The 20,048-nt window shown below is 39.2% G+C and carries 15 protein-coding genes; 9 read left to right on the forward strand and 6 right to left on the reverse strand.

Annotated features, from left to right (window positions below; all coding sequences use genetic code 11):
• Positions 1 to 109 precede the first annotated feature (109 nt).
• Entirely contained in the window at positions 110 to 1,885 is a 1,776-nt protein-coding gene (locus QNI15_RS23885) for a carbamoyltransferase family protein (RefSeq protein ID WP_314000503.1), read from the reverse strand.
• A gap of 593 nt (positions 1,886 to 2,478) precedes the next feature.
• On the opposite strand from QNI15_RS23885, the gene QNI15_RS23890 reads away from it, so the two are divergent.
• The 3 genes from QNI15_RS23890 (at position 2,479) to QNI15_RS23900 (ending at position 6,507) form a co-directional block, all read left to right on the forward strand.
• Positions 2,479 to 2,925: a DUF2188 domain-containing protein gene (locus tag QNI15_RS23890; RefSeq protein ID WP_314000501.1), complete on the forward strand. Its 447-nt coding sequence runs from the start codon at positions 2,479 to 2,481 to the stop codon at positions 2,923 to 2,925.
• A 259-nt stretch (positions 2,926 to 3,184) separates the two neighbouring features.
• On the forward strand, positions 3,185 to 4,282 hold the full coding sequence (locus QNI15_RS23895) for a glycosyltransferase family 4 protein (RefSeq protein WP_314000499.1): 1,098 nt from the start codon (positions 3,185 to 3,187) through the stop codon (positions 4,280 to 4,282).
• A 26-nt stretch (positions 4,283 to 4,308) separates the two neighbouring features.
• The gene (locus tag QNI15_RS23900) at positions 4,309 to 6,507 is read left to right on the forward strand and encodes an amylo-alpha-1,6-glucosidase (RefSeq protein ID WP_314034011.1); all 2,199 of its coding nucleotides are present in this window, start codon (positions 4,309 to 4,311) and stop codon (positions 6,505 to 6,507) included.
• A 121-nt stretch (positions 6,508 to 6,628) separates the two neighbouring features.
• Here the strand turns inward: QNI15_RS23900 and QNI15_RS23905 are convergent, their stop codons facing one another.
• Positions 6,629 to 7,903 (reverse strand): Na+/H+ antiporter, encoded by a 1,275-nt coding sequence (locus QNI15_RS23905; protein WP_314034013.1) that lies wholly within the window; start codon positions 7,901 to 7,903, stop codon positions 6,629 to 6,631.
• Between the two features lie 270 nt (positions 7,904 to 8,173).
• Here QNI15_RS23905 and QNI15_RS23910 point away from each other — a divergent pair, with 270 nt between their 5' ends.
• From QNI15_RS23910 to QNI15_RS23925, 4 genes are all read left to right on the forward strand, one after another.
• Complete coding sequence (locus tag QNI15_RS23910; protein WP_314034015.1) at positions 8,174 to 8,863, forward strand: ABC transporter ATP-binding protein; 690 nt, start codon at positions 8,174 to 8,176, stop codon at positions 8,861 to 8,863.
• Positions 8,860 to 11,229, forward strand: coding sequence for an FtsX-like permease family protein (locus QNI15_RS23915; RefSeq protein WP_314034017.1), 2,370 nt, complete (start codon positions 8,860 to 8,862; stop codon positions 11,227 to 11,229). Before QNI15_RS23910 ends, QNI15_RS23915 begins: the two co-directional genes overlap by 4 nt.
• Positions 11,230 to 11,389: 160 nt before the next feature.
• Positions 11,390 to 12,283, forward strand: a complete 894-nt coding sequence (locus QNI15_RS23920) for an AraC family transcriptional regulator (protein WP_314034019.1) — start codon at positions 11,390 to 11,392, stop codon at positions 12,281 to 12,283.
• A 186-nt stretch (positions 12,284 to 12,469) separates the two neighbouring features.
• On the forward strand, positions 12,470 to 12,730 hold the full coding sequence (locus tag QNI15_RS23925; protein ID WP_314034021.1) for a hypothetical protein: 261 nt from the start codon (positions 12,470 to 12,472) through the stop codon (positions 12,728 to 12,730).
• Positions 12,731 to 12,734: 4 nt separating this feature from the next.
• Here QNI15_RS23925 and QNI15_RS23930 read toward each other — a convergent pair whose 3' ends face one another.
• A complete protein-coding gene (locus QNI15_RS23930; protein WP_314034023.1) occupies positions 12,735 to 14,732 on the reverse strand; it encodes a glycoside hydrolase family 97 protein in 1,998 nt (665 codons plus the stop codon).
• A 339-nt stretch (positions 14,733 to 15,071) separates the two neighbouring features.
• Here QNI15_RS23930 and QNI15_RS23935 point away from each other — a divergent pair, with 339 nt between their 5' ends.
• Positions 15,072 to 15,878 (forward strand): hypothetical protein, encoded by an 807-nt coding sequence (locus QNI15_RS23935; RefSeq protein WP_314034025.1) that lies wholly within the window; start codon positions 15,072 to 15,074, stop codon positions 15,876 to 15,878.
• 134 nt (positions 15,879 to 16,012) lie between these two features.
• Here the strand turns inward: QNI15_RS23935 and QNI15_RS23940 are convergent, their stop codons facing one another.
• Together QNI15_RS23940 and QNI15_RS23945 are read right to left on the reverse strand one after the other, a co-directional pair.
• Positions 16,013 to 16,774, reverse strand: coding sequence for a hypothetical protein (locus QNI15_RS23940; protein ID WP_314034027.1), 762 nt, complete (start codon positions 16,772 to 16,774; stop codon positions 16,013 to 16,015).
• 308 nt (positions 16,775 to 17,082) lie between these two features.
• The gene (locus tag QNI15_RS23945; protein ID WP_314004425.1) at positions 17,083 to 18,198 is read right to left on the reverse strand and encodes an AI-2E family transporter; all 1,116 of its coding nucleotides are present in this window, start codon (positions 18,196 to 18,198) and stop codon (positions 17,083 to 17,085) included.
• Between the two features lie 349 nt (positions 18,199 to 18,547).
• Here QNI15_RS23945 and QNI15_RS23950 point away from each other — a divergent pair, with 349 nt between their 5' ends.
• Positions 18,548 to 19,255, forward strand: a complete 708-nt coding sequence (locus QNI15_RS23950; RefSeq protein ID WP_313984806.1) for an SDR family oxidoreductase — start codon at positions 18,548 to 18,550, stop codon at positions 19,253 to 19,255.
• 18 nt (positions 19,256 to 19,273) lie between these two features.
• Here the strand turns inward: QNI15_RS23950 and QNI15_RS23955 are convergent, their stop codons facing one another.
• Entirely contained in the window at positions 19,274 to 19,615 is a 342-nt protein-coding gene (locus QNI15_RS23955; protein WP_313984804.1) for a hypothetical protein, read from the reverse strand.
• Positions 19,616 to 20,048: the final 433 nt, after the last annotated feature.

A 20,048-nucleotide genomic window follows, 5' to 3' on the forward strand; every position in this document is an offset into this window, starting at 1 on the left:
CTATTTCAGTTATAGCAGAAGCTAAAATAGCTGGTCTTTAAAAGCAGAAAAAATCTTGTACCCAAATTGCTGTCTTTGCAATCTTTATAAAATATTTCCCAACAACCTCTTAAACACCTATTGACACACTGGATAATTCTTCTGTCTGATCATAGATGGATTGAGGATTCTTCTCAAGTAAGAACGATCCCATCACCAATGCATCAAAAGGAGAGCCCCAAAAACATTCAACTGCATCGCGTGGGGTACACACAATGGGCTTGCCTAGTGTATTGAAAGATGTATTCACTAATACTGGAACGCCTGTGCGTTTTTTAAAGGCTTGCAGCAGTTCATAATACAAAGGATGCTGATGCTGATTGATAGTCTGAATGCGTGCGGTCCCATCTACATGCCGAACTGCCGGAATTTTGTCTGCTTTATCAGGTTGTACATCATAAATGAAAAGCATATAAGGTGAGTAATAAGCATTTACAAACCAGTCAGGAGCATCTTCTTCCAATACTACAGGCGCTACAGGACGAAAATCCTCCCGATCTTTTACTTCGTTGAGCCGGGTTTGCATGGATGCATTAATAGGTGAGGCGAGGATAGAGCGACTTCCCAATGCTCTGGGACCAAACTCCATTCTACCCTGATACCATCCAATGATCTTATCCTCTGCCAGCATGTCGGCTACTTCTTCGGCCACATTATGCAACTTCCGATAGGGAGTTTTTGTCCACTGTAGAAATTTCTCTATTTCATCATCTGAGAAATCAGGACCCCAATAGGCGTGATCCATGACAAATGTACGTTCTGTTGCCTTACGTTGCTGGCTATCTACCCATATGGCTGCTCCTAACGCAGTTCCTGCATCTCCGGAAGCCGGCTGAACCCATATTCGCTTAAATTTACTATTATCCCGAATTCGGGCATTCATCACACAGTTTAGTGCTACACCACCTGCCATACAAAGATTCTCTTCCTGAGTTTTTTCATATAGCCAGTCTGCCAGATTTACGACTGTGTTTTCCAATACCTTCTGTAAGGAATGTGCCAGATTAAAATGATGTTCGGTGAAAGGTTCGTGTCGTAAGCGGGCAGGACCAAAACGTTCTGTAAAGTTCTCATTGACAATCTGATACTGTCCATTTCCTTCCAGTTGAATGATCTCTTCAAAGTCTTTCACAAAGACAGGTTTTCCATAGGAAGCCAGTGCCATCACTTTGTATTCATCAGAAGAGTGCAGAAATCCCAGATAAGTTGTCAGACGTTCGTAGAGTAAACCCAGTGAGTGGGGCATATTTACCTGGCCTATGCGAGTCAACTCGTTTCCTATACCGTGATTATAGGTTGTAGTAGCTTTTTCTCCACGTCCATCCAACGTCATGACTGCTGCACTCTGATAGGGAGATACATGAAATGCGCTGGCTGCATGGGCAATATGATGCTCTACATAATGCCATTTGCTTCTGTCTATCAGGGCACCCTGGAAACGTTTTTGTAAATGATGGGGATATCCGTCTCGTAATTGTTCTGGTGCATTAATGATTAGAGATAAAAACAAAGGGTCCCATTCGGATTCCCACTCATTGGAAGGCTTGTCCAAATGAGTATGGAGGGGGATCGGAATAACAGACGCATTCCTATATTGTTCCGGCAACAGCTCATAAGGATCAAATGAATAGGCAAAATGATCCACATCATTCAAATGAATATCCGCTACCTTGAGACAATAGTCAATAGCATGAAAGGGTAGTTCATAGGTAGAAAAAGGAATTGGTCTTTTTCCATGTTTGATATGTGTGAAGCGTTCTTCTTCTGCGGCAGCCAATAATTGGCCATCCTTGATTAGACAGGCTGCCGAATCATGAAAAGTTGCATTAATACCTAAAGTATACATGAGAAAAAATTTGGAAGTAGAAGAAAAAAGTATTCCATAGCATGGAGTAAATCAGAGAAGTGTCTTTAAGATAATGTGCCTGCAAGTAGTGGATAGAAGAATAGCTTTTTCATTACAATAAATACTGATTTTGAGAAGTATAGACCTTCCATTGTCTCTGAAAAATAAACATGACTTTAGATCTGCTGTCAGCATAGATTTTCCTTGCTTTTTCACTTCTGTTTCTACGAACTAACAACCTTCCACACTAGTCGATAACTGACTGTATATGAGTAGAAAATAGTGTTTTTGAGTCTGATCAATAGATGATTTTAGTTTGTTATTGGGTAATTAATTTCCCAAAGAGAGTAAGGGTTTACTCTGTTGGGTGGTTAGTTGATCAAAAAAACTAACAACCCTGTTTTTGGCATGTGTATACACAAGTGTATTCTATACATGAAAAAGACATGTATAGCCTCAATGGCATGTAATTTTAAAAGTCTTTGTAAAAGTTTGATACACAGAGAATAGAAGTGGGAAAAAAAACTTCTCCACACTTGTGGTTTGTGTAACAATAAAATGGTTGAAACGATAATCCTTAATGAGAGAAAGCTATGCCATGGTCAAAAACTAATTATCCGGTTTCGATGAAGAACCTACCAGTCAAAGTAAGGAACAAAGCAGTGGAAATTGCGAATGCCTTGCTGGAAGACAGACATATGGAAGAAGGAATTGCTATTGCAACAGCTATTAGTCGCGCAAAAGATTGGGCTGTAAATCACGACATTGATATCAAAAGTAAAGCAAAGGATTCCAAAATTACCGATGTCAAGAAACATGGAGAAGATCGATATGTAATTCCCTATGAAAACAATAAATGGGCTGTTAAAAAAGAAGGAGAAGATAAAGTGGAACAGGTCGTAACTACTAAGCAGGAAGCTATACAGATAGGCAAAGAAGAAGCCCGTAAAAATAATGCATCACTTACTATTCAGGGTAAAAATGGTAAGGTACAAAAAAGAATATCCTATAATCCCAATAACCAGAGTTCTCAGGCATAAGCTGATGTCAGGATAGGCAAGCAAAAATTGTATAGAAGCTATCCGGAATCAACTTGCCAGTAAAAAAAAGTAAGGACAAATAAAGGAATCATTTAGTGCGTAGATACTAGTATGGATAGCTAGCTAAAAACCAGTCCTTTCTATAGTTAATATCTAGTTTTGCCTCGGTTTGATATATACCTGTACAGGCTTTACCTGAAGAGTAACTGGTTAGGTGGGTAGCTAAATAATACTCTTTACTTAAACCTATTTTCACACTATGAAAATTGCACAAATAGCTCCTTTATATGAGTCGGTGCCCCCTAAACTATATGGAGGAACAGAACGAGTTGTTTCATATTTAACAGAAGAATTAATCAAACAGGGACATGAGGTTACTCTATTTGCAACAGGCGATTCAAACACATCTGCCAGGCTAGTAAGTCATATTGATGAAGCATTGCGGTTAAACCCTGGAATACAAGATCCCATTGCGCACCATATCATACAGATGCAGGACGTTATGGAAAGAGCGGAGGAGTTTGATATCCTGCATTTTCACAACGACTATCTGCATTTTCCTTTTTCGGCTACATTAGGTAAGCCATGCATTACCACACTACATGGCAGATTGGATCTACCTGATCTGCAATATGTATATAATAAATTTAAGGATCGGCCACTGGTATCTATCTCAGATTCACAGCGAAAACCACTGAAGGATGTTTGCTGGGCTGGGACAGTTTACCATGGATTACCTTTAGATCTATATGACAAAGGAGAAGGTAAAGGGGATTATGTGGCTTTTATTGGAAGGATCTCGCCAGAAAAGAGACCCGATCGTGCTATTGAAATTGCCAGAAAAGCTGGCATAAAAATAAAGATGGCTGCTAAAATTGATAAAGCTGACCAGCCTTACTATCAAAAACATATCCGAAAGCTGATGGACCAGCCTCATGTTGAGTTTATTGGAGAAATTGGTGAAGCACAAAAGGGTGAATTTCTGGGAAACGCTAAAGCCTTATTGTTCCCTATAGACTGGCCTGAACCTTTTGGGATGGTTATGATTGAAGCCATGGCTTGTGGTACTCCTGTAATTGCATTCAACAATGGATCAGTTCCCGAAATTATTGATCATGGAGAGAGCGGTTTTGTTGTAAACACAATTGGACAGGCTGTAAAGGCATTAAATAAAATAGACCTGCTGGATCGTAAGTTGGTACGTAAAACATTCGAGAATCGGTTTAGTGCAGGAATAATGGCAGAAAGTTATCTTCACTTATTTGAAAGGATGATACCTACAAAGAGAAGACGTATCTATATGTCTACTGAAATGGAAAAGATACTAAATGCTTATAAAACAAAACAAGCCAGTTAATATTCACTAACTAGATGTAGTTACCTATGATTACAGACAAAAATCAGACTCAATCATCTGACGAAGACAAATATTATATTACGGCAGAGAGTGTCAATCTGGATGACCGTACGCAGGTACTCAATCATTGTGAAACATTTGGCATCTTTAATCGGTCAGGTGATATTGTTGGTCAGGGCGACGCTGTTCAGGGTATTTATCATCGGGATACCCGGTATATAAACCGTCTGGGTTTAAAAATAAATAATCTGAAACCCATTGTTCTTAGCTCTAATGTAAAAGAAGAAAACGAAATTCTTTCTGTCGATCTGACCAATCCGGAGATGGTATCGATAGATGGAGATACCATGCACCATGGAACTATTCATATTGGCAGAAGCCAGTTGATCCGGTACGGGGTATTTTATGAGAAGATAGAAATAGAAAATTACAATGCACAGGCTTGCCGAATAGATTTGTCAATAGAGCTAGGGAGTGACTTTAAAGATATCTTTGAGGTAAGAGGACTAAGACGTCAGGAACGCGGTTTATTATATGGCTATGAATATCCTGACAACCGCAGTTTGCGTATGTCCTATCAGGGATTGGATGATATATTGAGACGGGTAGACATTGCTTTTAGTGATGCCTATGATAAAATTTCAGGTTTTGAAAAAGGAGAGGTGACTTTTCAGTTTTTGTTGCATCCTAAAAAGAAAGTTAGCCTGCATTACTCCATAACATTTGAGGCTGGAAACGAACATACAGAGAAGAAAGATTTTAATGAAGCACTCAAACAGGTAGAGCCAGATCTAATAAAGACCAAAGCATACTTTCCGGTTATCAAGACATCTAATGGGCAGTTTACTCACTGGATCAGTCGTTCTAAAGCAGACCTGGTTTCACTGATGTCACAGACTCCTTATGGCAAATATCCTTATGCAGGGGTTCCCTGGTATAATACAGCTTTTGGACGGGATGGAATTATAACTGCATTGGAAGTATTATGGGCTGCTCCGGACCTGGCCAGGGATGTACTCTTCTTTTTGGCTGCCAATCAGGCAAATACATTGAATGAAAGTACAGATGCAGAGCCTGGAAAAATATTGCATGAAACTCGTGACGGAGAGATGGTAGCATTGAATGAAGTTCCTTTTAAACAATATTATGGTACCATAGATGCAACACCTCTTTTTGTTATCCTGGCTGGAGAATACTATGACAGAACAGGTGATCTGGAAACCATACAAAAAATATGGTCCAATATTGTAAATGCCATTAACTGGATCAATCAGTATGGAGATATTGATGATGATGGATTTGTGGAGTACCAACACAAGGCAAAAAATGGGTTGACAAATCAGGGATGGAAAGATAGTTTTGATTCTGTTTTTCATAGCAATGGGCAATTGGCAGATCCGCCCATTGCCTTGTGTGAAGTACAAGCCTATGTATATGGAGCGAAATTACATGCTTCCAATCTGGCCAGGATACTGGATCAACCTAAGCAGGCTGAAACCTGGAAAAACGAGGCGAAAGCGCTGAAAGAGAAATTTAATGAAGTGTTTTGGGATAAAGACCTCAATTGTTATGTACTGGCACTGGATGGACAGAAAAGGCCTTGTAAGGTGAAAACTTCCAATGCGGGACAAGTGTTGTTTACGGGCATTGCCGATCGTTCCAAAGCAAAAAAACTGGTAGAAACCCTGATGGCTCCGGATATGTTCAGCGGATGGGGAATACGTACTCTGTCTACACAGGAATTTCGTTACAATCCAATGTCCTACCACAACGGTTCTATATGGCCTCATGATGTGGCTCTGATTGCCAATGGTATGGCAAAATATGGTTTTGAAGCGGAAGCTCTGCAGCTCATGTCGGGACTCTTTGATGCCTCTCTGTATATCAATCTGCAACGTCTTCCTGAGTTGTTCTGCGGTATGGATCGCAGAACTGGAGAAGGACCTACAGCTTATCCGGTTGCTTGTTCACCTCAAGCCTGGTCTGTAGGTGCCGTGTATATGTTTTTAAAATCTATTCTACAGATTAAGATTTCTCCTCTTCGCAAAGAAGTATCCTTTCATAAACCTATTTTACCAGAATACCTGCAATCTATCGAAATTAAAAAGTTACGTATAGGTGACAGCTTTGTTGATCTGGAGATAACCAGACATGGGGCAGACAACATGATAGGCGTCAACTGGAATAATACGAACAAGGAGTGGAGACTGATTGTTGTGAAATAATAGGGATTAAGTTAGTTTACATTTTCTGAAAGGACATATGATTCTACTCTTTTGCTAACTAGTAAAATGGATAGTGATAGTAAAAGGGTAGAATTGTTTATGGAACATTCTGGTTAGAATCTTAACTGATAGTTTTTTCTGCTTTGGTAGAGTCTTTTCGTAATACCCACTTCACAAGCCAAGGCAAAGTAAGTCCCTGTCCGATAAGTGTAAACAACACCACTCCCACAGAAATAAAGATAATAGGATTGCGTAATGGAAACGGACTCCCGTCCTGAAGCGTTAAAGGCAATCCAATGGCAATTGCCAATGAAACGATTCCTCGCATTCCTGACCAGCTAATGATAAGACTGGTACTGAAATCAAGCAATGCTTGTTCAGTAATTCTTCGTTTTTTGTAGAGAAAAGCTTTACTCAGGTGTCGTTGCTGCATAAACACTCTCGCCATTCGTAAGAGTAGTGTGATAATAGTAATCACAAACGAATAGCCTATATAAATCCATATCTGGCTCTTTTCTATACTTTTAATTACATATGGAAACTGTAAGCCAATAAGTATAAAGATAAGTCCATTGAGCAAAAAGATAATGATATCCCAGATATTCTTGGACTGTTGTTTTAGGTCTTGAGGAAATACCTTGTTACTAAACCGGGATATACCCAACCCCAGAATTACCACTGCAATCACTCCTGAGACATGTACTTCTTCTGCAATAAGGTAGGTCACAAAGGGCATAAGCAACATAAAGCTGATTGTTACCAGCATATTTTCATGTACCCGTTTTAAAATAAACGCTAATAGTTTTCCCATGACAAAACCTACCAGTAATCCACCTGCCATTAAGATAAAAAATTCCAGTGAAGCTTTCCAGAAAACAAAGGTAGCTCCGGTTACAGAGGCTACAGCAAAACGATAGGCAACAAGCGCAGAGGCATCATTGACCAGGCTTTCCCCTTCCAGAATGGTGTTGGTCTTGGATGACAGCCCCAAGCCTTTGGTAATACTGATAGCAGCTACGGCATCTGTTGCGGACAGAATAGCACCCAATACAAAAGCCAGTGACCAGGTCATGTCCGGAATGAGGTAATAGGCAACAACCGCAATACCTGACGCTGTCAGAAATACCAGTGAGATAGCTAAAGTGCTGATGGTATTCAGATGTGTCTTAAACTCCGAAAAATGGATGTTAAAGGCAGCATCATATAGCAATGGAGGCAGAAACAACAGGAAAATAATCTCAGGGTCCAACTCTATTTCGGGTAGGGTGGGAATGAAGCCAATAGCAATTCCTGCTACAATTAATAAAATAGGATAGGGGAGTTTTATTTTATCTGCTATGGCAGAAAGCCCAATCATGAGTGCCAGAATGAACAGGACTACACTGTAATTTTCCATATGATACTATCTACATTTAATCTGTTTTGTGATCTTCTACCTGATTGTAAATGTAGGTTGCTTTATGTGGTAGTATGGTATGGTTTGCAATATATAGGAGATGATGCGGAAAAGTAACTAAATGCTGAAAATCATATTGAGAGATTCTGTCTATTGTCTGGGTTGCAGAGTCGAAAATCAATCACAAGAAATGCAAAGTGATTGCCAGGAAATGCAAAGAGTTTGGTAGTCGTGCTATCTATGTTTGTGCAATACAAACAACAATAGACAATGATATATCTGGAAGGTGTCACCAAAACATTTCATTCTTCGGAACGATCTTATACAGCATTGAAAACTATTTCTCTGATTATTCAGTCGGCAGAATATCTGGCTATTGTAGGTAAATCGGGTAGTGGGAAGTCAACTTTGCTCAATATGATTGCAGGGATAGATCATCCCACAGAAGGGATCATCAGGATCAATGATACGCAACTCAATGAGCTGAATGAAGATCAACTGGCACGATGGCGTGGAAAGAATATAGGAATCGTGTTTCAATTCTTTCAGTTGATTCCCACTCTTACCATTCGTGAAAATCTGCTGCTTGCTATGGAGTTTGTCAATGTAATTCCCCGATCTCAGCGAGAAACAAGGGCTATTACACTTTTAACACAGGTTGGGATTGCAGATCAGGCAGATAAAATGCCTGCTTCTTTATCCGGAGGACAACAGCAGCGTGCAGCCATTGCCCGAGCATTGGCGAACGATCCACCTGTGATTCTTGCGGACGAACCTACAGGAAATCTTGATAGCAAAACAGCGGCCTCTGTTCATCAGATTTTTCAGGAGTTAGCTCAAAATGGCAAAACGGTAATCGTTGTAACACACGAAAAAGATACATCCTTGAAGTATCAGCGTACTATCTGGTTAGCAGATGGAGAAATTGTCACACCTCCTGTCAACGAAATTATAGCATGAATACACAACTTAGAAAAGCAGTCCGTGATTTGACTTATAGTCCAAAACGCTCATTGACTGTTGTATTTGCGTTACTACTGGGTATATGGGGTATAGGAACGGTAGGGATAGCCTATGTTATTTTGACGCATGATTTGCAGGAAAACTACCTGCGGACACTACCTGCACATGCTGTATTCACTTCTTCTGATTTTGATAAACAGGATACACCCCGTTTACTTAGTTTACCAGAAATAGAAAGTGCCGAATTTCGTGATTTTTCCCTACACCGTATTGAAGTTCGGCCTGATGTATGGATACCATTATGGTTGTACAGTGTAGATGATTTTTCAGATATAAAACTTGCCAGAATTTTTCATCAGGAAGGAGCTGCAACTCCTGAAAAGGGATCCGTTTTGATAGAAAGGGATGGCAAAAATGTATCTGTCATTCGAAATGGATCAATAGTGAATGTGCGAATCGGTAGTTCAGTGAAGACAGTCAAGGTTAGTGGGATATGTTTTGATCCAGGACAGGCACCGGCTACTCAGGATGCTTTCATTTATGCTTATACTGATCCCCAAACGTATCAGCAGATAACAGGTTTACTTACACATCGGCGAATCATTGTGCGTTTCAGAAATGTGCATTCTGCAGAAGAGGTTGAACAGAAAGTACATTTGCTAACAGATGTATTACAAAGATCAGGTGTAACAGTTCAATCTATTGACATTCCCAGATTCAATGAACATCCACATCAATGGCAGTTAAACACATTGTTGTTTCTTATTGGAGCCATCGGATTATTAGCGTTTCTGATGGGAGCAGTGTTGGTATCACAGTTGGTCCGTTCTATGTTGGTCAGCCACGTCCGACAAATCGGAATTTTGAAAGCTATAGGCGCTTCACGTTTTCAGATTTTTCGAATGTATATCTTTGTCCTTTTGGTGATAGGTGCTATGGCTGGTGGGATTGCCATTCCTTTGGCTTCTGTATCAGGCCAGGCATTTGCAGGATTTGTAGCTGGCAAGCTTAATTTTGATATTCTGACAAAGACAGTTCCTGTACAGGTTTACTTGTATCTACTACTGCTCAGCTTGTTTTTACCTGTACTTCTTTCGTTAGGAGTCATTGTCCGGGGTACAAAGATAGCAATCCGGATAGCATTAAGCGATTATGGAATTGTCCAACAAACAAAATGGAGTAACTATCCTCTACTAAGACGGTTAAAATTATCCGAAGCATGGATAATGGCTATACGCAATGCACAACGAAGTAAGCGGAGATTAGTGGTAACTGTATTGACAATGGCACTGGGTGTTGCAATTTTTAGTACAGGGTTTAATGTCCGACAATCATTATGGAATCTGCTGGAAGGGCAAAAGGATGAATTACGGTATGATGTACAGGTTGTGCTGGATAAGCCAGTTTCCCGTCAGAAAGCTTTACAGCCATTTCAAAAGCTCACTAATGTAAAAACCATTGAGATGTGGGTAGGAGGCAGAGGAGAGATTCAATCAAAAGTAGTTGCGACAACTAAAGGTGTTGGTATCGTAGCGTTGCCTGCCAAAACACAGCGATTACATATGAAAATACTTCAGGGAAGATGGCTGCAGGTAAGCAAAAAAGTAGAAGTAGTAATTAATCAGCAGGCATGGGCGTTATACAACCATCCGGAAATAGGCTCTTCTTTTGATCTAACTATTGGAAACAAAATTTGTCATGTAACTCTGGTTGGTATCGCTGAACAATTTGAGAAACCTAAAATTTATCTGGACATTGCACACTATGATAATTTGGTAAATCCTTCCCATCTGATTAATACATTGGTATTTGTGGCAAAAGAAAACAGATACGATCAGGTAATGGCCCTAAAAAGAGAAATTGAAAGTGCTATCAGTTCTTCTGATCTCAATGTAGTGTATGTAATGTCTCAGGCTGAACGGGTAAGAATCATTTATGCTCATTTAAATATTATTCTTACGACCATTCTTATACTCTCCTTTCTAGTATTGGTAGTAAGTGCTGTAGGCATGGCCTCTGCTACTGGTATCAATATCTGGGAACGTACCCGTGAAATTGGAGTTATGAGAGCTATCGGAGCGACCTCTGCACAGATTTATAGTTTGTTTGTCAGAGAAGGATTTTTGATTAGTATCATGAGTGTTTTATTGGGGTTGATTATAGCTTATCCATTGAGTCAACTGGCAGCTTTATTTTTTGGAAATCTGATGCTGGGACAAAACTCTATTCTTGCCTATGCCTTTAGCATTCCCGGATTTGTAATCACACTTGTGGTAACACTGCTATTTGGATGGCTGGCAAGCCGTATTCCTGCTCGTTCTGTTATTGCGATTTCGACCCGGCAAGCTCTTGTCTATGAATAACGCAGAACTGTTTGGATATAACTAGCTTGTATAGCTTCAGTTGGCTCCTTCTTTGGTAAAGAACTTCTTTAAATCGAAGTATTGTCTGGTGTCTGATATAGTAAATTTTTCTACATTGAAGATTGCAGGAGTATACTGCCTGCATCATAGCCAATACGTTATGTTACCAAAAGATATTTCCAAAGAACACAAACAGCGGTTAGAGACTGTAATCAATTACATTCTTAAGAATCTGAACAATGATATATCATTGGAGGTATTGGCTGAGAAAGCAAACTATTCCCCCTTTCACCTGCAGAAATTATTTAAACAGGCAATGGGTGAATCACCCAAGCAGTATATAATCCGTATGCGTCTCGAAACTGCGGCACATTACCTGATTGTGTATGGACAGAAATCTATTACAGAAGTTGCCTATGAATGTGGATTTTCTTCTCCTGCTGTTTTTGCCAGAGCTTTTAAGAGCTATTTCGGCATCTCTGCTGAAAAAATGCGACAAGTACAACACCAGCAACAGGTAATTATCCGTAAGGAATCTTTCCATCTAAAAGGACTGATAGATTCAAAAAAAATAGTGTATGCAGAAGGTGGCAGCAAAAAGACATTGAAAGTAGAAATCAAAAAGATTGTAGAGATGAGAGGCATTTTTATCAATGCACCGTTACAGGATGAAACCATGATTCAGCAATCGTTTAAGGACATTTTACGCTTTGCCGATGCACATGATATGCTCACTTCTGATACCCGAATGCTGGGGCTGATTTATCCTCATCAGGATAGATATGGCACCTGCATCAGTATTTCAAAAGAACAGGCTATACCAAAAAATACAGAGACAATAACTATCTCCAGAGGGAAATATGCTGTTTTTAAAGTCAGAGGAGGGGTGAGGGATACTTTTCGCGCTTTACAGATTTTTCATGATCAATGGTTACCTGATAGTGGATATAAAATTGCGGAATTATTTGGATTTGAGGTTTTTATGTCTAATCCTGCCCTAGTGGTATATTCCAGGCTAGTAAAAGAAGTCTACATTCCTCTTGAGCCTGTGTAAAAGGTATTTGGAATATCCTGAATGCAAACATGAATCGTCCCGAGTAAAGGATGTTATTAAGAACATAAAAACAAAGGTTACAAAGAGAGCAAAGTTAACTTCAATCGTGAAAGGTAGTGTAGGTGCGTAAGGATAAAAATTCCGCGGGCCTAGCGTTGGCCTTGTGGGGCGAAGCTTTGGAATTTTTTGCCCTTTTTTGCTTCGTTTTTTGGGCAAGCAAAAAATGAAGGAGCCACAGGAAGAATGATGTTTGGAACAATAAAAAAAAATCAGGAAAAGACAAGCAAAAATGAAGAGGATGCAAATAGAATAATAAAAGGAACAATAAAGAAACGAGGGAAGAAATGTCTCTTAGAAATAAACCCAAGCCCATATTTTCAAAAACATAGACTTGGGTTGTACTCTCATCTAAAACTCGGGATGACTCAGGTTTCTAATAAAAGATGAATGCTTATTTCGCTTGATAAATCCGCGCTGCCCAGCCACCACCACCTGCCATATGTATCTTGAGTTTATCTTTTGAAGATACTTTAATCACTTCCCGTTTATAGTCTATACCATTTCGGTCTGCATTAACTCCATCTTTAAAGATTTCAGCCTCAAAGTTTCCTGCTCCCAGAAACGAAAGATCCAGTAAGATATCACGAGGCGTCCAGTTGGTCATTGTGCCTACATACCAGGTATCTTTCTTTTTGCGGGCAATGGCACAATACTCAGATACTTTCCCATCCAGGGCTACGGTCTGATCAAAGGTGGTAGGGATCGAAGCAATGAATCGTGTACTTTCCTCTTCCCGCATATAGTTGGTTGGATTATCACAAAGCATTTCAAATGGAGCTTCAAAGATTACGTACATTGCCAGTTGGTGACAGCGTGTTCCCTGACTCATCGGACTGGAATTAATCGCCCTGAAACTGCCTTTGTTAGCATTGATCATTGCACCGGGAGTGTAGTCCATTGGTCCTGCTATCATACGGATAAATGGAATAGTGCAGTCATACAAAGGAAAATCCGTGTTGGACCATTTCACATTTTCCAAGCCCCGTACTCCTTCAAAATTCACTACGTTAGGATAGGTACGCTGCAGTCCGGTAGGTTTGTAGGCCCCATGATAGTCTAACATGATTTTGTATTCTGCTGCTTTCTGAGCAAAACGATAAAAAAAGTTTACCATCTTCTGATCATCCCGATCCATGAAATCAATTTTGAAGCCTTTGATCCCCATTTTGGAATAGGTACTTAGCGCCAGATCCATTTTCTGATCCAAAGGCAGCCAGCCTCCCCATAACCATACCCCTACATTTTTGCTTTTGCCATAATCCACAATCTCCTGAAGATTGATTTCAGGAACAATTTTCATAATATCCTGACTATCTGCCCAGCCTTCATCCAACAGAATATTTTCGATTTTATGCTTAGCCGCAAAGTCTATGTAATACTTATAGGTAGCTGTGTTGATGCCTGCCTGAAAATTAACATTGGTAATGTTCCAGTCATTCCACCAGTCCCAAGCTACTTTGCCTGGTTTAATCCATGAGGGATCTTTTATACGGGATGGAGATGCCAGTTTGTAGACCATATCATTGTTAAGCAATTCTGCATCTGTGGTGCTAATAATCACAGTACGCCAGGGAAAGCTACGGGAACCGGCAGTTTTGGCAATATAATTAGCCCGTTTCATAACATAGGCCTGCAGGTTGTTATGTCCGGCTTTCTTTTCTTCCAGAGGATAAGGAGCAAACTTCCCTTGTAGAGCATACCCTTGCCGACTTGCTTGCAGAAACATACCCGGATATTCTTCCAGATCTGCTTCTGTAATAACAGCCTTCTTATTATTGGGCAATTCAACCAGAATAGGGGCAAAAGCTAGTGTGTCTTTTTTTACTTTTGAAAGAGCAATGTGCTGGTAATTATTTTCAAAAGAAGTTTCAAATACATCGTTGTTATGGGGTTCATTTACATACGGAATATATGCCTGATAATCCTCTCTGAAATGAAACCCCGCTTCTTCGTTTTCAATGGTTAGCGAATCCTTCCGTGTGGTAAAAAAGCGATAGGCAACTCCATCGTTATACGCTCTGAAAATGATTCCAAAACCTCCCTTACAGTTTAGGACCAGTTGATTATACTGATCTGGAACTATATCTTTTTTGTAGTTAAGTGCATTGATCTGCTGATTAATTTTGGTTGTTTTAGATGATGTGATTTTTGCTGCATCTCCCAAAACCTCTCCACCTGCCAGCTTTAATGATAGAGGCGATGGTTCAATAATTGACTCGGAACCATGCTTTACGCTCCATTGCATTTTTTTTCCTGCCTCAACCGTAAGCTGAATGGTGCTATTGGGGGATAAAAGCTGAAAGGTTTTATTCTTTTGCGCGTACAAAGTAAAAGGGTAACAAAGTCCCAGGCCAAATAGCGAAAGCAGAGCCAGGTTTGTTTTTTTCATAGAAAAGTAAGTGTAAACGGTTTATAAAAAAGGATAGTATTGATAATCCCATACAGTGGAATCCGTTTCCGGATACACAGTGTGATGTAGTAAATAAATTATAAAAAATCATCCCTGCTATACTTGGAGCAGACTGGGGATAAATCTATGAAATATTTTGAGAAGGCTTGGTTTGAGGAATAGATAGTGTTAAAAAAGTATTAGATAGTATTAAAAAATAAGAATAAAATCATTCAGGAAGGTAATATGTATTATGGTATCTCATAGCTTTACTAAAAATAAAGAATACGAACAGAATATGTAATCAATCAAAATACTAGGTACAAAAAACTAAATTATATGTTTCACTTTGAGCAGGAAGAAGGCTTTACTATTATCAATAATATATCGACACCAGACTGGGGAAAGAGTCTTAGACTCAAAACAAATTTGAAAGCTTCCTTAGATTTTCTATACAGAAAGAATATAAAAAATGTGGAAATTAACGATTGTGAAGGGGCTATTATTCCTGATTTAGAATTCCTGAGAAATAATTTGTACATAGAAGGTGTCACTATTGTTAGCCCTCGTAAGGATGATATTGATATTTCAGCTATCAATACCTGTAACAATCTTAAAAGGATAGGTATCCGATTTAAACACAAGCAAGAAGTTGACTTTTCTAATTTCCCTCACCTAACGGATGCAAATATTTACTGGAGTAGTAATATTAAATCATTAGAAGATTGTAAAAAAATGCGTATTATAATGATTGAGAATTATACTGCAAGAAATCTGACGCTTTTTGAAAAATGGCTGAATCTAAATGAAATATACCTACATAATACATTAATTCAAGATTTAAAAGGTATTGAGAACAGTGTGCGTATTGATAAAATCATAATTGATGGGGCTAAAAAGCTAGAGTCATTACAAGGAATTACTGTAAACCATCAAAGTTTATCCGATCTTCGAGTCTATAGTGCAAAACACCTGATTGATATTTTAAATATTAAGTATGCCTCAAACTTAGAATTTGTAGATTTTTGGAAAATTGGTGAATTAACAAATGAATCTTATAATCTATGGCATTATTTTCCATCTATAAGGCATTTTCGTGTTGTTAACAAATCTGGTGTCTTTATAGAAAAGTTACCAAAACCTTAGAAAAGTGTTACTAAGTAATAAGCCAAACTGATCACTTATTTGGGACTGAATGATAATAAGGACAATAAAGTACTTGCAGATTGGCAGTAGATTGCAAATCTGTGACGGAAAATAGAATAAAATTTTAACTCTTATCAGAGACACAAGTCTGATACTGACTCACTCTTGCTCCCTCGAACAAACGGTGCAGCAACAGAGTAGACTTCTCGCTTACTAAGAATACAAGGAGAATATATACGTGGAGAAGCAGACACATGTGAAGTTAGTTGTCTTTCACCACGTGAATACACAGTTATTGCAGAGTGTGTTACTTCAACAGATGGCTGAGTCTTGGGACTGATAGAAGAGTCTCCATCTCTAGTGGATCTGGTAGAATGAGAATGATTTGAGGCTATTTGTTTCTGGGTTTTGACAAAATGGAGAGCCTTGAACATTTCAAAGTCCATAAACTCGTATTGTTCTTCCTGCTCAAGTTTTTTCCATATAGTATAGGCAGCCTTTGCGCGAATGCGTACTTCATCGCGTTTCAGTTCTTTGAGAATATATTTAGCTGCATTGTCCTTATCTTTTTTCTTGTCCAATACAGCCAGACGAAGATCATTACGTTTGTGTTGAATAGTGAGATCCTTCCATACCGATTCAGCTTTCTTCAACTGCTTATTTCGTTCTTTGGAGGCAGGTTGAGTTTCCAGTTCTACTTTCTGCTGAGTTGCCTGGGCCAGTAAGTTTGTTAAATGAATGTGGTTGGCAAGAGATTGCTTTTCATCTTGTGCAATTTTTCGGATTCGTTTGAGCATATGATGAAGCTGCTCATTGAGATGTGCTTCTTCTACCATTAGACGGTAGTATTCTGATTTGTGTTTACGTATTGCAGAGGTGGTAGTATGTCTTGCCATTAAAGAAAAATGTTAGTTGATGATTTCTTGTTTTTCTTTAAAGGTACTAAAAAATGATGTATTAAGTATTGTAATTTTTAAAGTATTATATGTGATATTCTGTCTTTGTGTCTGGAGTGTATGATATGTGTGTGTTTATAATTGTATTTAAGTTGTTGTTTTTCTGTTTTAATTTTTCTTGTTTGTGGTTTTATCCGTTAATACAATCGATTCGTTGTAATTGACTGAACATGTTGTTTTGCTAAAATTAGTCTGACAACATATTCAGCCAAAAAGCCATCGGCAAGTCGGGGTAATCTTTCTGCCAATTATTTATTTGTGTCTGTATCTTCTTTGCGGTCAGATGGATTCTGAGTGCTATCTGTTGATTCTTCTTTGACTATCTTGATCTCTAATTCTTTTTCGGATGCAGGTTTTGAAAGATAGTTGCGGGTATACATTTGTACAGACAAAACAAAGAAGGAGAGTAGTAAGGGGCCAATCACCAATCCGGTTAGGCCAAAAATCGGAAGGCCAACAATAATGCCCAGAAACGTAATGAGTGGATGAGTGTCACCTATTTTCTTGTTCAGGACCATCCGTAGTACATTATCAATATTGGCTACCAGAATGAATCCCCATAACAATAATCCGATACCGTGACCTGTTTCGCCACTGGCAAGAGCAAACAGGCTACCGGGTATAAAAATAAGTGCAGACCCTATTACTGGAATAAAAGAGGCAAATACAGCAATAGTTCCATAAAAGAAAGGCTGAGGAATACCAAAGAGCCAGAAGCCCAGGCCTACCAAAGCACCCTGAATAACAGCAATAATGCCTGAGCCAATCACATTGCTGTAAGTGATATTTCGTAATTCATCCGCATACTGATAAGAGTTTCTCGGACTGAAGGGCAGGTACTGCATAAGCCAGGTTTCCATTGCTTTGTAATGAGCAAACATAAAGTAGAGGATCAGATACATAACACTAATCGTAGCTATACTATTGGCCAAACCATTGAGGGTTGTGCCGAAAATATTCACAGCTACCTGGCCTATACGACTCAGTTGATCCTGTAACAGCTGGGGATCTACGTACTTCTGGTAAAGTGGATAATGCTGGATTTTGGCTATAATACCTGTAACCACTGTCGGATCTTTCACAAGCTGCACAACCTGATTAGCAACCTGATATACTACAATCCCAACAGGTAGAATAATAAGCAGAAAGGAGACAATCAGAATCATGGTAGTACTTAAGGCTGGTTTCCATTTGCGCTGCTCTACCAGTTTCTGATGCCAGGAACGAAACAATGTGTAAATGATTAATGCTCCAAAAAAGGAAGTAATAAAACCACGTAGGGCATAAGCAAGAAAACAAAACAATAGGATAATCAGAACCAGCATGGCTCCTTTGCGTTGCTTTCGGGTATAGGGACTGGGCATAAATAAAGGTTGAAATGAAAAAAATACTTTAGAGGCTTGTTGGTCAAATATGCAATAAATACAGAAATTTATCGGAACAGACTGAGATATTTAATGGATTTATATTGATAATGACAGGTTATAGATTTTGAAAACGTTGTAAAACTGGCAGGCAGGATTATGTTTTTAATACAGGCTATGGTTTTAATAAAAGTGGTATGCATACTATATTTTCCTTGTGTAGAATAGGCACAGAATAAGTAAAAAAATGATACCTGTGAACTGTTGAATGCCTAACTGAGTTGTATACTGACATTGAGAAAATTCTTACCATAACTTTTTTGATTTGTACACACTATCTTTTTGATGTATGAACTTACAACAGGCTAAAGTATTGATTACAGGTGGTAGTTCAGGTATTGGACTGGAAACTGCCAAACAATTGGTATCACTAGGGGCTCAGGTAGCTATTTGTGGACGGAATGATACCCGTTTACATGAAGCTGCCAAAGAATCCGGCGCATTCCCCATTCAAGGCGACGTTAGCAAGGAAGAGGATGTAAAACGGATTGTTGAAACAGTGATACGTGAATTTGGAGATTACAATGTATTAATTAACAATGCTGCTTATGGTTATTTTTCGAAGCTGGCAGACTTATCTACAGAAAAATTTCAGGAGTTGCTTGCTACCAATGTAGTAGGAGCGATGATCGCTGGCCGGGAAAGTGTTAAACACTTTGTCTCAAAAAATTATGGCAATATCGTCAATATCTCATCCACAGCCGGGTTAAATGGATTTGCAGGTGGAACAGCTTATGTTGCAACCAAGTTTGCACTGAAAGGGATGACAGAGTGCTGGAGACAGGAGCTTCGGAAGAACAACATTAGGGTTATGCTGGTAAACCCCAGTGAGGTACAAACGAACTTTGTTAGTAACTCAGGCATGGAAGTGCGTCCTCATAGTCCGTCCAAGTTGGAGGCGATTGAGATTGCGCATACCATTGTAAGCATGCTGCAGATGAACGATAGAGGGTTTGTAACAGAGGCTACGGTTTGGGCTACTAATCCTCAATCATAATACTTGAATAGCAAATATTTATTGACCACTGCCAACCTTCTTTCTGTTGCCAGACCAGAAGACATAGACATTCAGAATGGCAGTAAGCACAAGCAGGTAGGGAATCCATTGGTTGCCTTGCTGATACAGGTCTGCAGCAATGACAATCATCATCAATGCTCCCAGTGCCTGTAACAATAGAATGCTGATGCGGGAAAGGTGTCTCAGTGTCAGGTAAGCTATACTATAAGGGATGGTCACAAACAGGTAGGCTCCTCCAAGAAATGTAGCTCCCTGCCATATGTGGCCCAGGCCGGTAACAAAAGGTAACAAGATGTACATCAGAAAGAAAAAACGGGTCTGTCGGGATGATAAAAGCATTACGAAAGTGAAGAGTTACAAGTGGTTATTGGTTACAAGTCCATACGGATATACTCCGCTGTATAGTTTTCCAGTGTTAGAGGTGGTCTGAACTAATTTTAAAGAAGCGAAAAGAGCAGACTTTGTAGCGAGTCTATTTAGGCTATGAGCCGAAAAATAGATGAAGACGCAGCACAAAAGATGCCTTCGTAGCTTTCATAAATTAGTCTAAACCACCTCTGAATAAGTACTCTCTTTCGATCCAAAAAATGAAAGAAAAGATTTTTAAAGCTATTAAGTTACGGGTTTTCAACTAATTTCCCGGAAAATTTCCGAAAAAATAATGCCCGCTATTGAATACCGGCTAACAGTCACTAATTTTGCACCCCAATTCACGTTTTGCTTTCTGAATTCTTCAATGGCACAGATGCACCATATGTAGAACGTAAAGCAC

This window comes from Xanthocytophaga flava, from assembly GCF_030068545.1.
In the GTDB taxonomy this organism is placed as follows: Bacteria; Bacteroidota; Bacteroidia; order Cytophagales; family 172606-1; genus Xanthocytophaga; species Xanthocytophaga flava.

What these genes read in the sequence shown, in the direction of transcription:
- QNI15_RS23885 (WP_314000503.1), bottom strand. Translation starts at nt 1,885, where the DNA reads ATGTATACTTTAGGTATTAATGCAACTTTTCATGATTCGGCAGCCTGT.
- QNI15_RS23890 (WP_314000501.1), top strand. Translation starts at nt 2,479, where the DNA reads ATGCCATGGTCAAAAACTAATTATCCGGTTTCGATGAAGAACCTACCA.
- QNI15_RS23895 (WP_314000499.1), top strand. Translation starts at nt 3,185, where the DNA reads ATGAAAATTGCACAAATAGCTCCTTTATATGAGTCGGTGCCCCCTAAA.
- QNI15_RS23900 (WP_314034011.1), top strand. Translation starts at nt 4,309, where the DNA reads ATGATTACAGACAAAAATCAGACTCAATCATCTGACGAAGACAAATAT.
- QNI15_RS23905 (WP_314034013.1), bottom strand. Translation starts at nt 7,903, where the DNA reads ATGGAAAATTACAGTGTAGTCCTGTTCATTCTGGCACTCATGATTGGG.
- QNI15_RS23910 (WP_314034015.1), top strand. Translation starts at nt 8,174, where the DNA reads ATGATATATCTGGAAGGTGTCACCAAAACATTTCATTCTTCGGAACGA.
- QNI15_RS23915 (WP_314034017.1), top strand. Translation starts at nt 8,860, where the DNA reads ATGAATACACAACTTAGAAAAGCAGTCCGTGATTTGACTTATAGTCCA.
- QNI15_RS23920 (WP_314034019.1), top strand. Translation starts at nt 11,390, where the DNA reads ATGTTACCAAAAGATATTTCCAAAGAACACAAACAGCGGTTAGAGACT.
- QNI15_RS23930 (WP_314034023.1), bottom strand. Translation starts at nt 14,732, where the DNA reads ATGAAAAAAACAAACCTGGCTCTGCTTTCGCTATTTGGCCTGGGACTT.
- QNI15_RS23935 (WP_314034025.1), top strand. Translation starts at nt 15,072, where the DNA reads ATGTTTCACTTTGAGCAGGAAGAAGGCTTTACTATTATCAATAATATA.
- QNI15_RS23940 (WP_314034027.1), bottom strand. Translation starts at nt 16,774, where the DNA reads ATGGCAAGACATACTACCACCTCTGCAATACGTAAACACAAATCAGAA.
- QNI15_RS23945 (WP_314004425.1), bottom strand. Translation starts at nt 18,198, where the DNA reads ATGCCCAGTCCCTATACCCGAAAGCAACGCAAAGGAGCCATGCTGGTT.
- QNI15_RS23950 (WP_313984806.1), top strand. Translation starts at nt 18,548, where the DNA reads ATGAACTTACAACAGGCTAAAGTATTGATTACAGGTGGTAGTTCAGGT.
- QNI15_RS23955 (WP_313984804.1), bottom strand. Translation starts at nt 19,615, where the DNA reads ATGCTTTTATCATCCCGACAGACCCGTTTTTTCTTTCTGATGTACATC.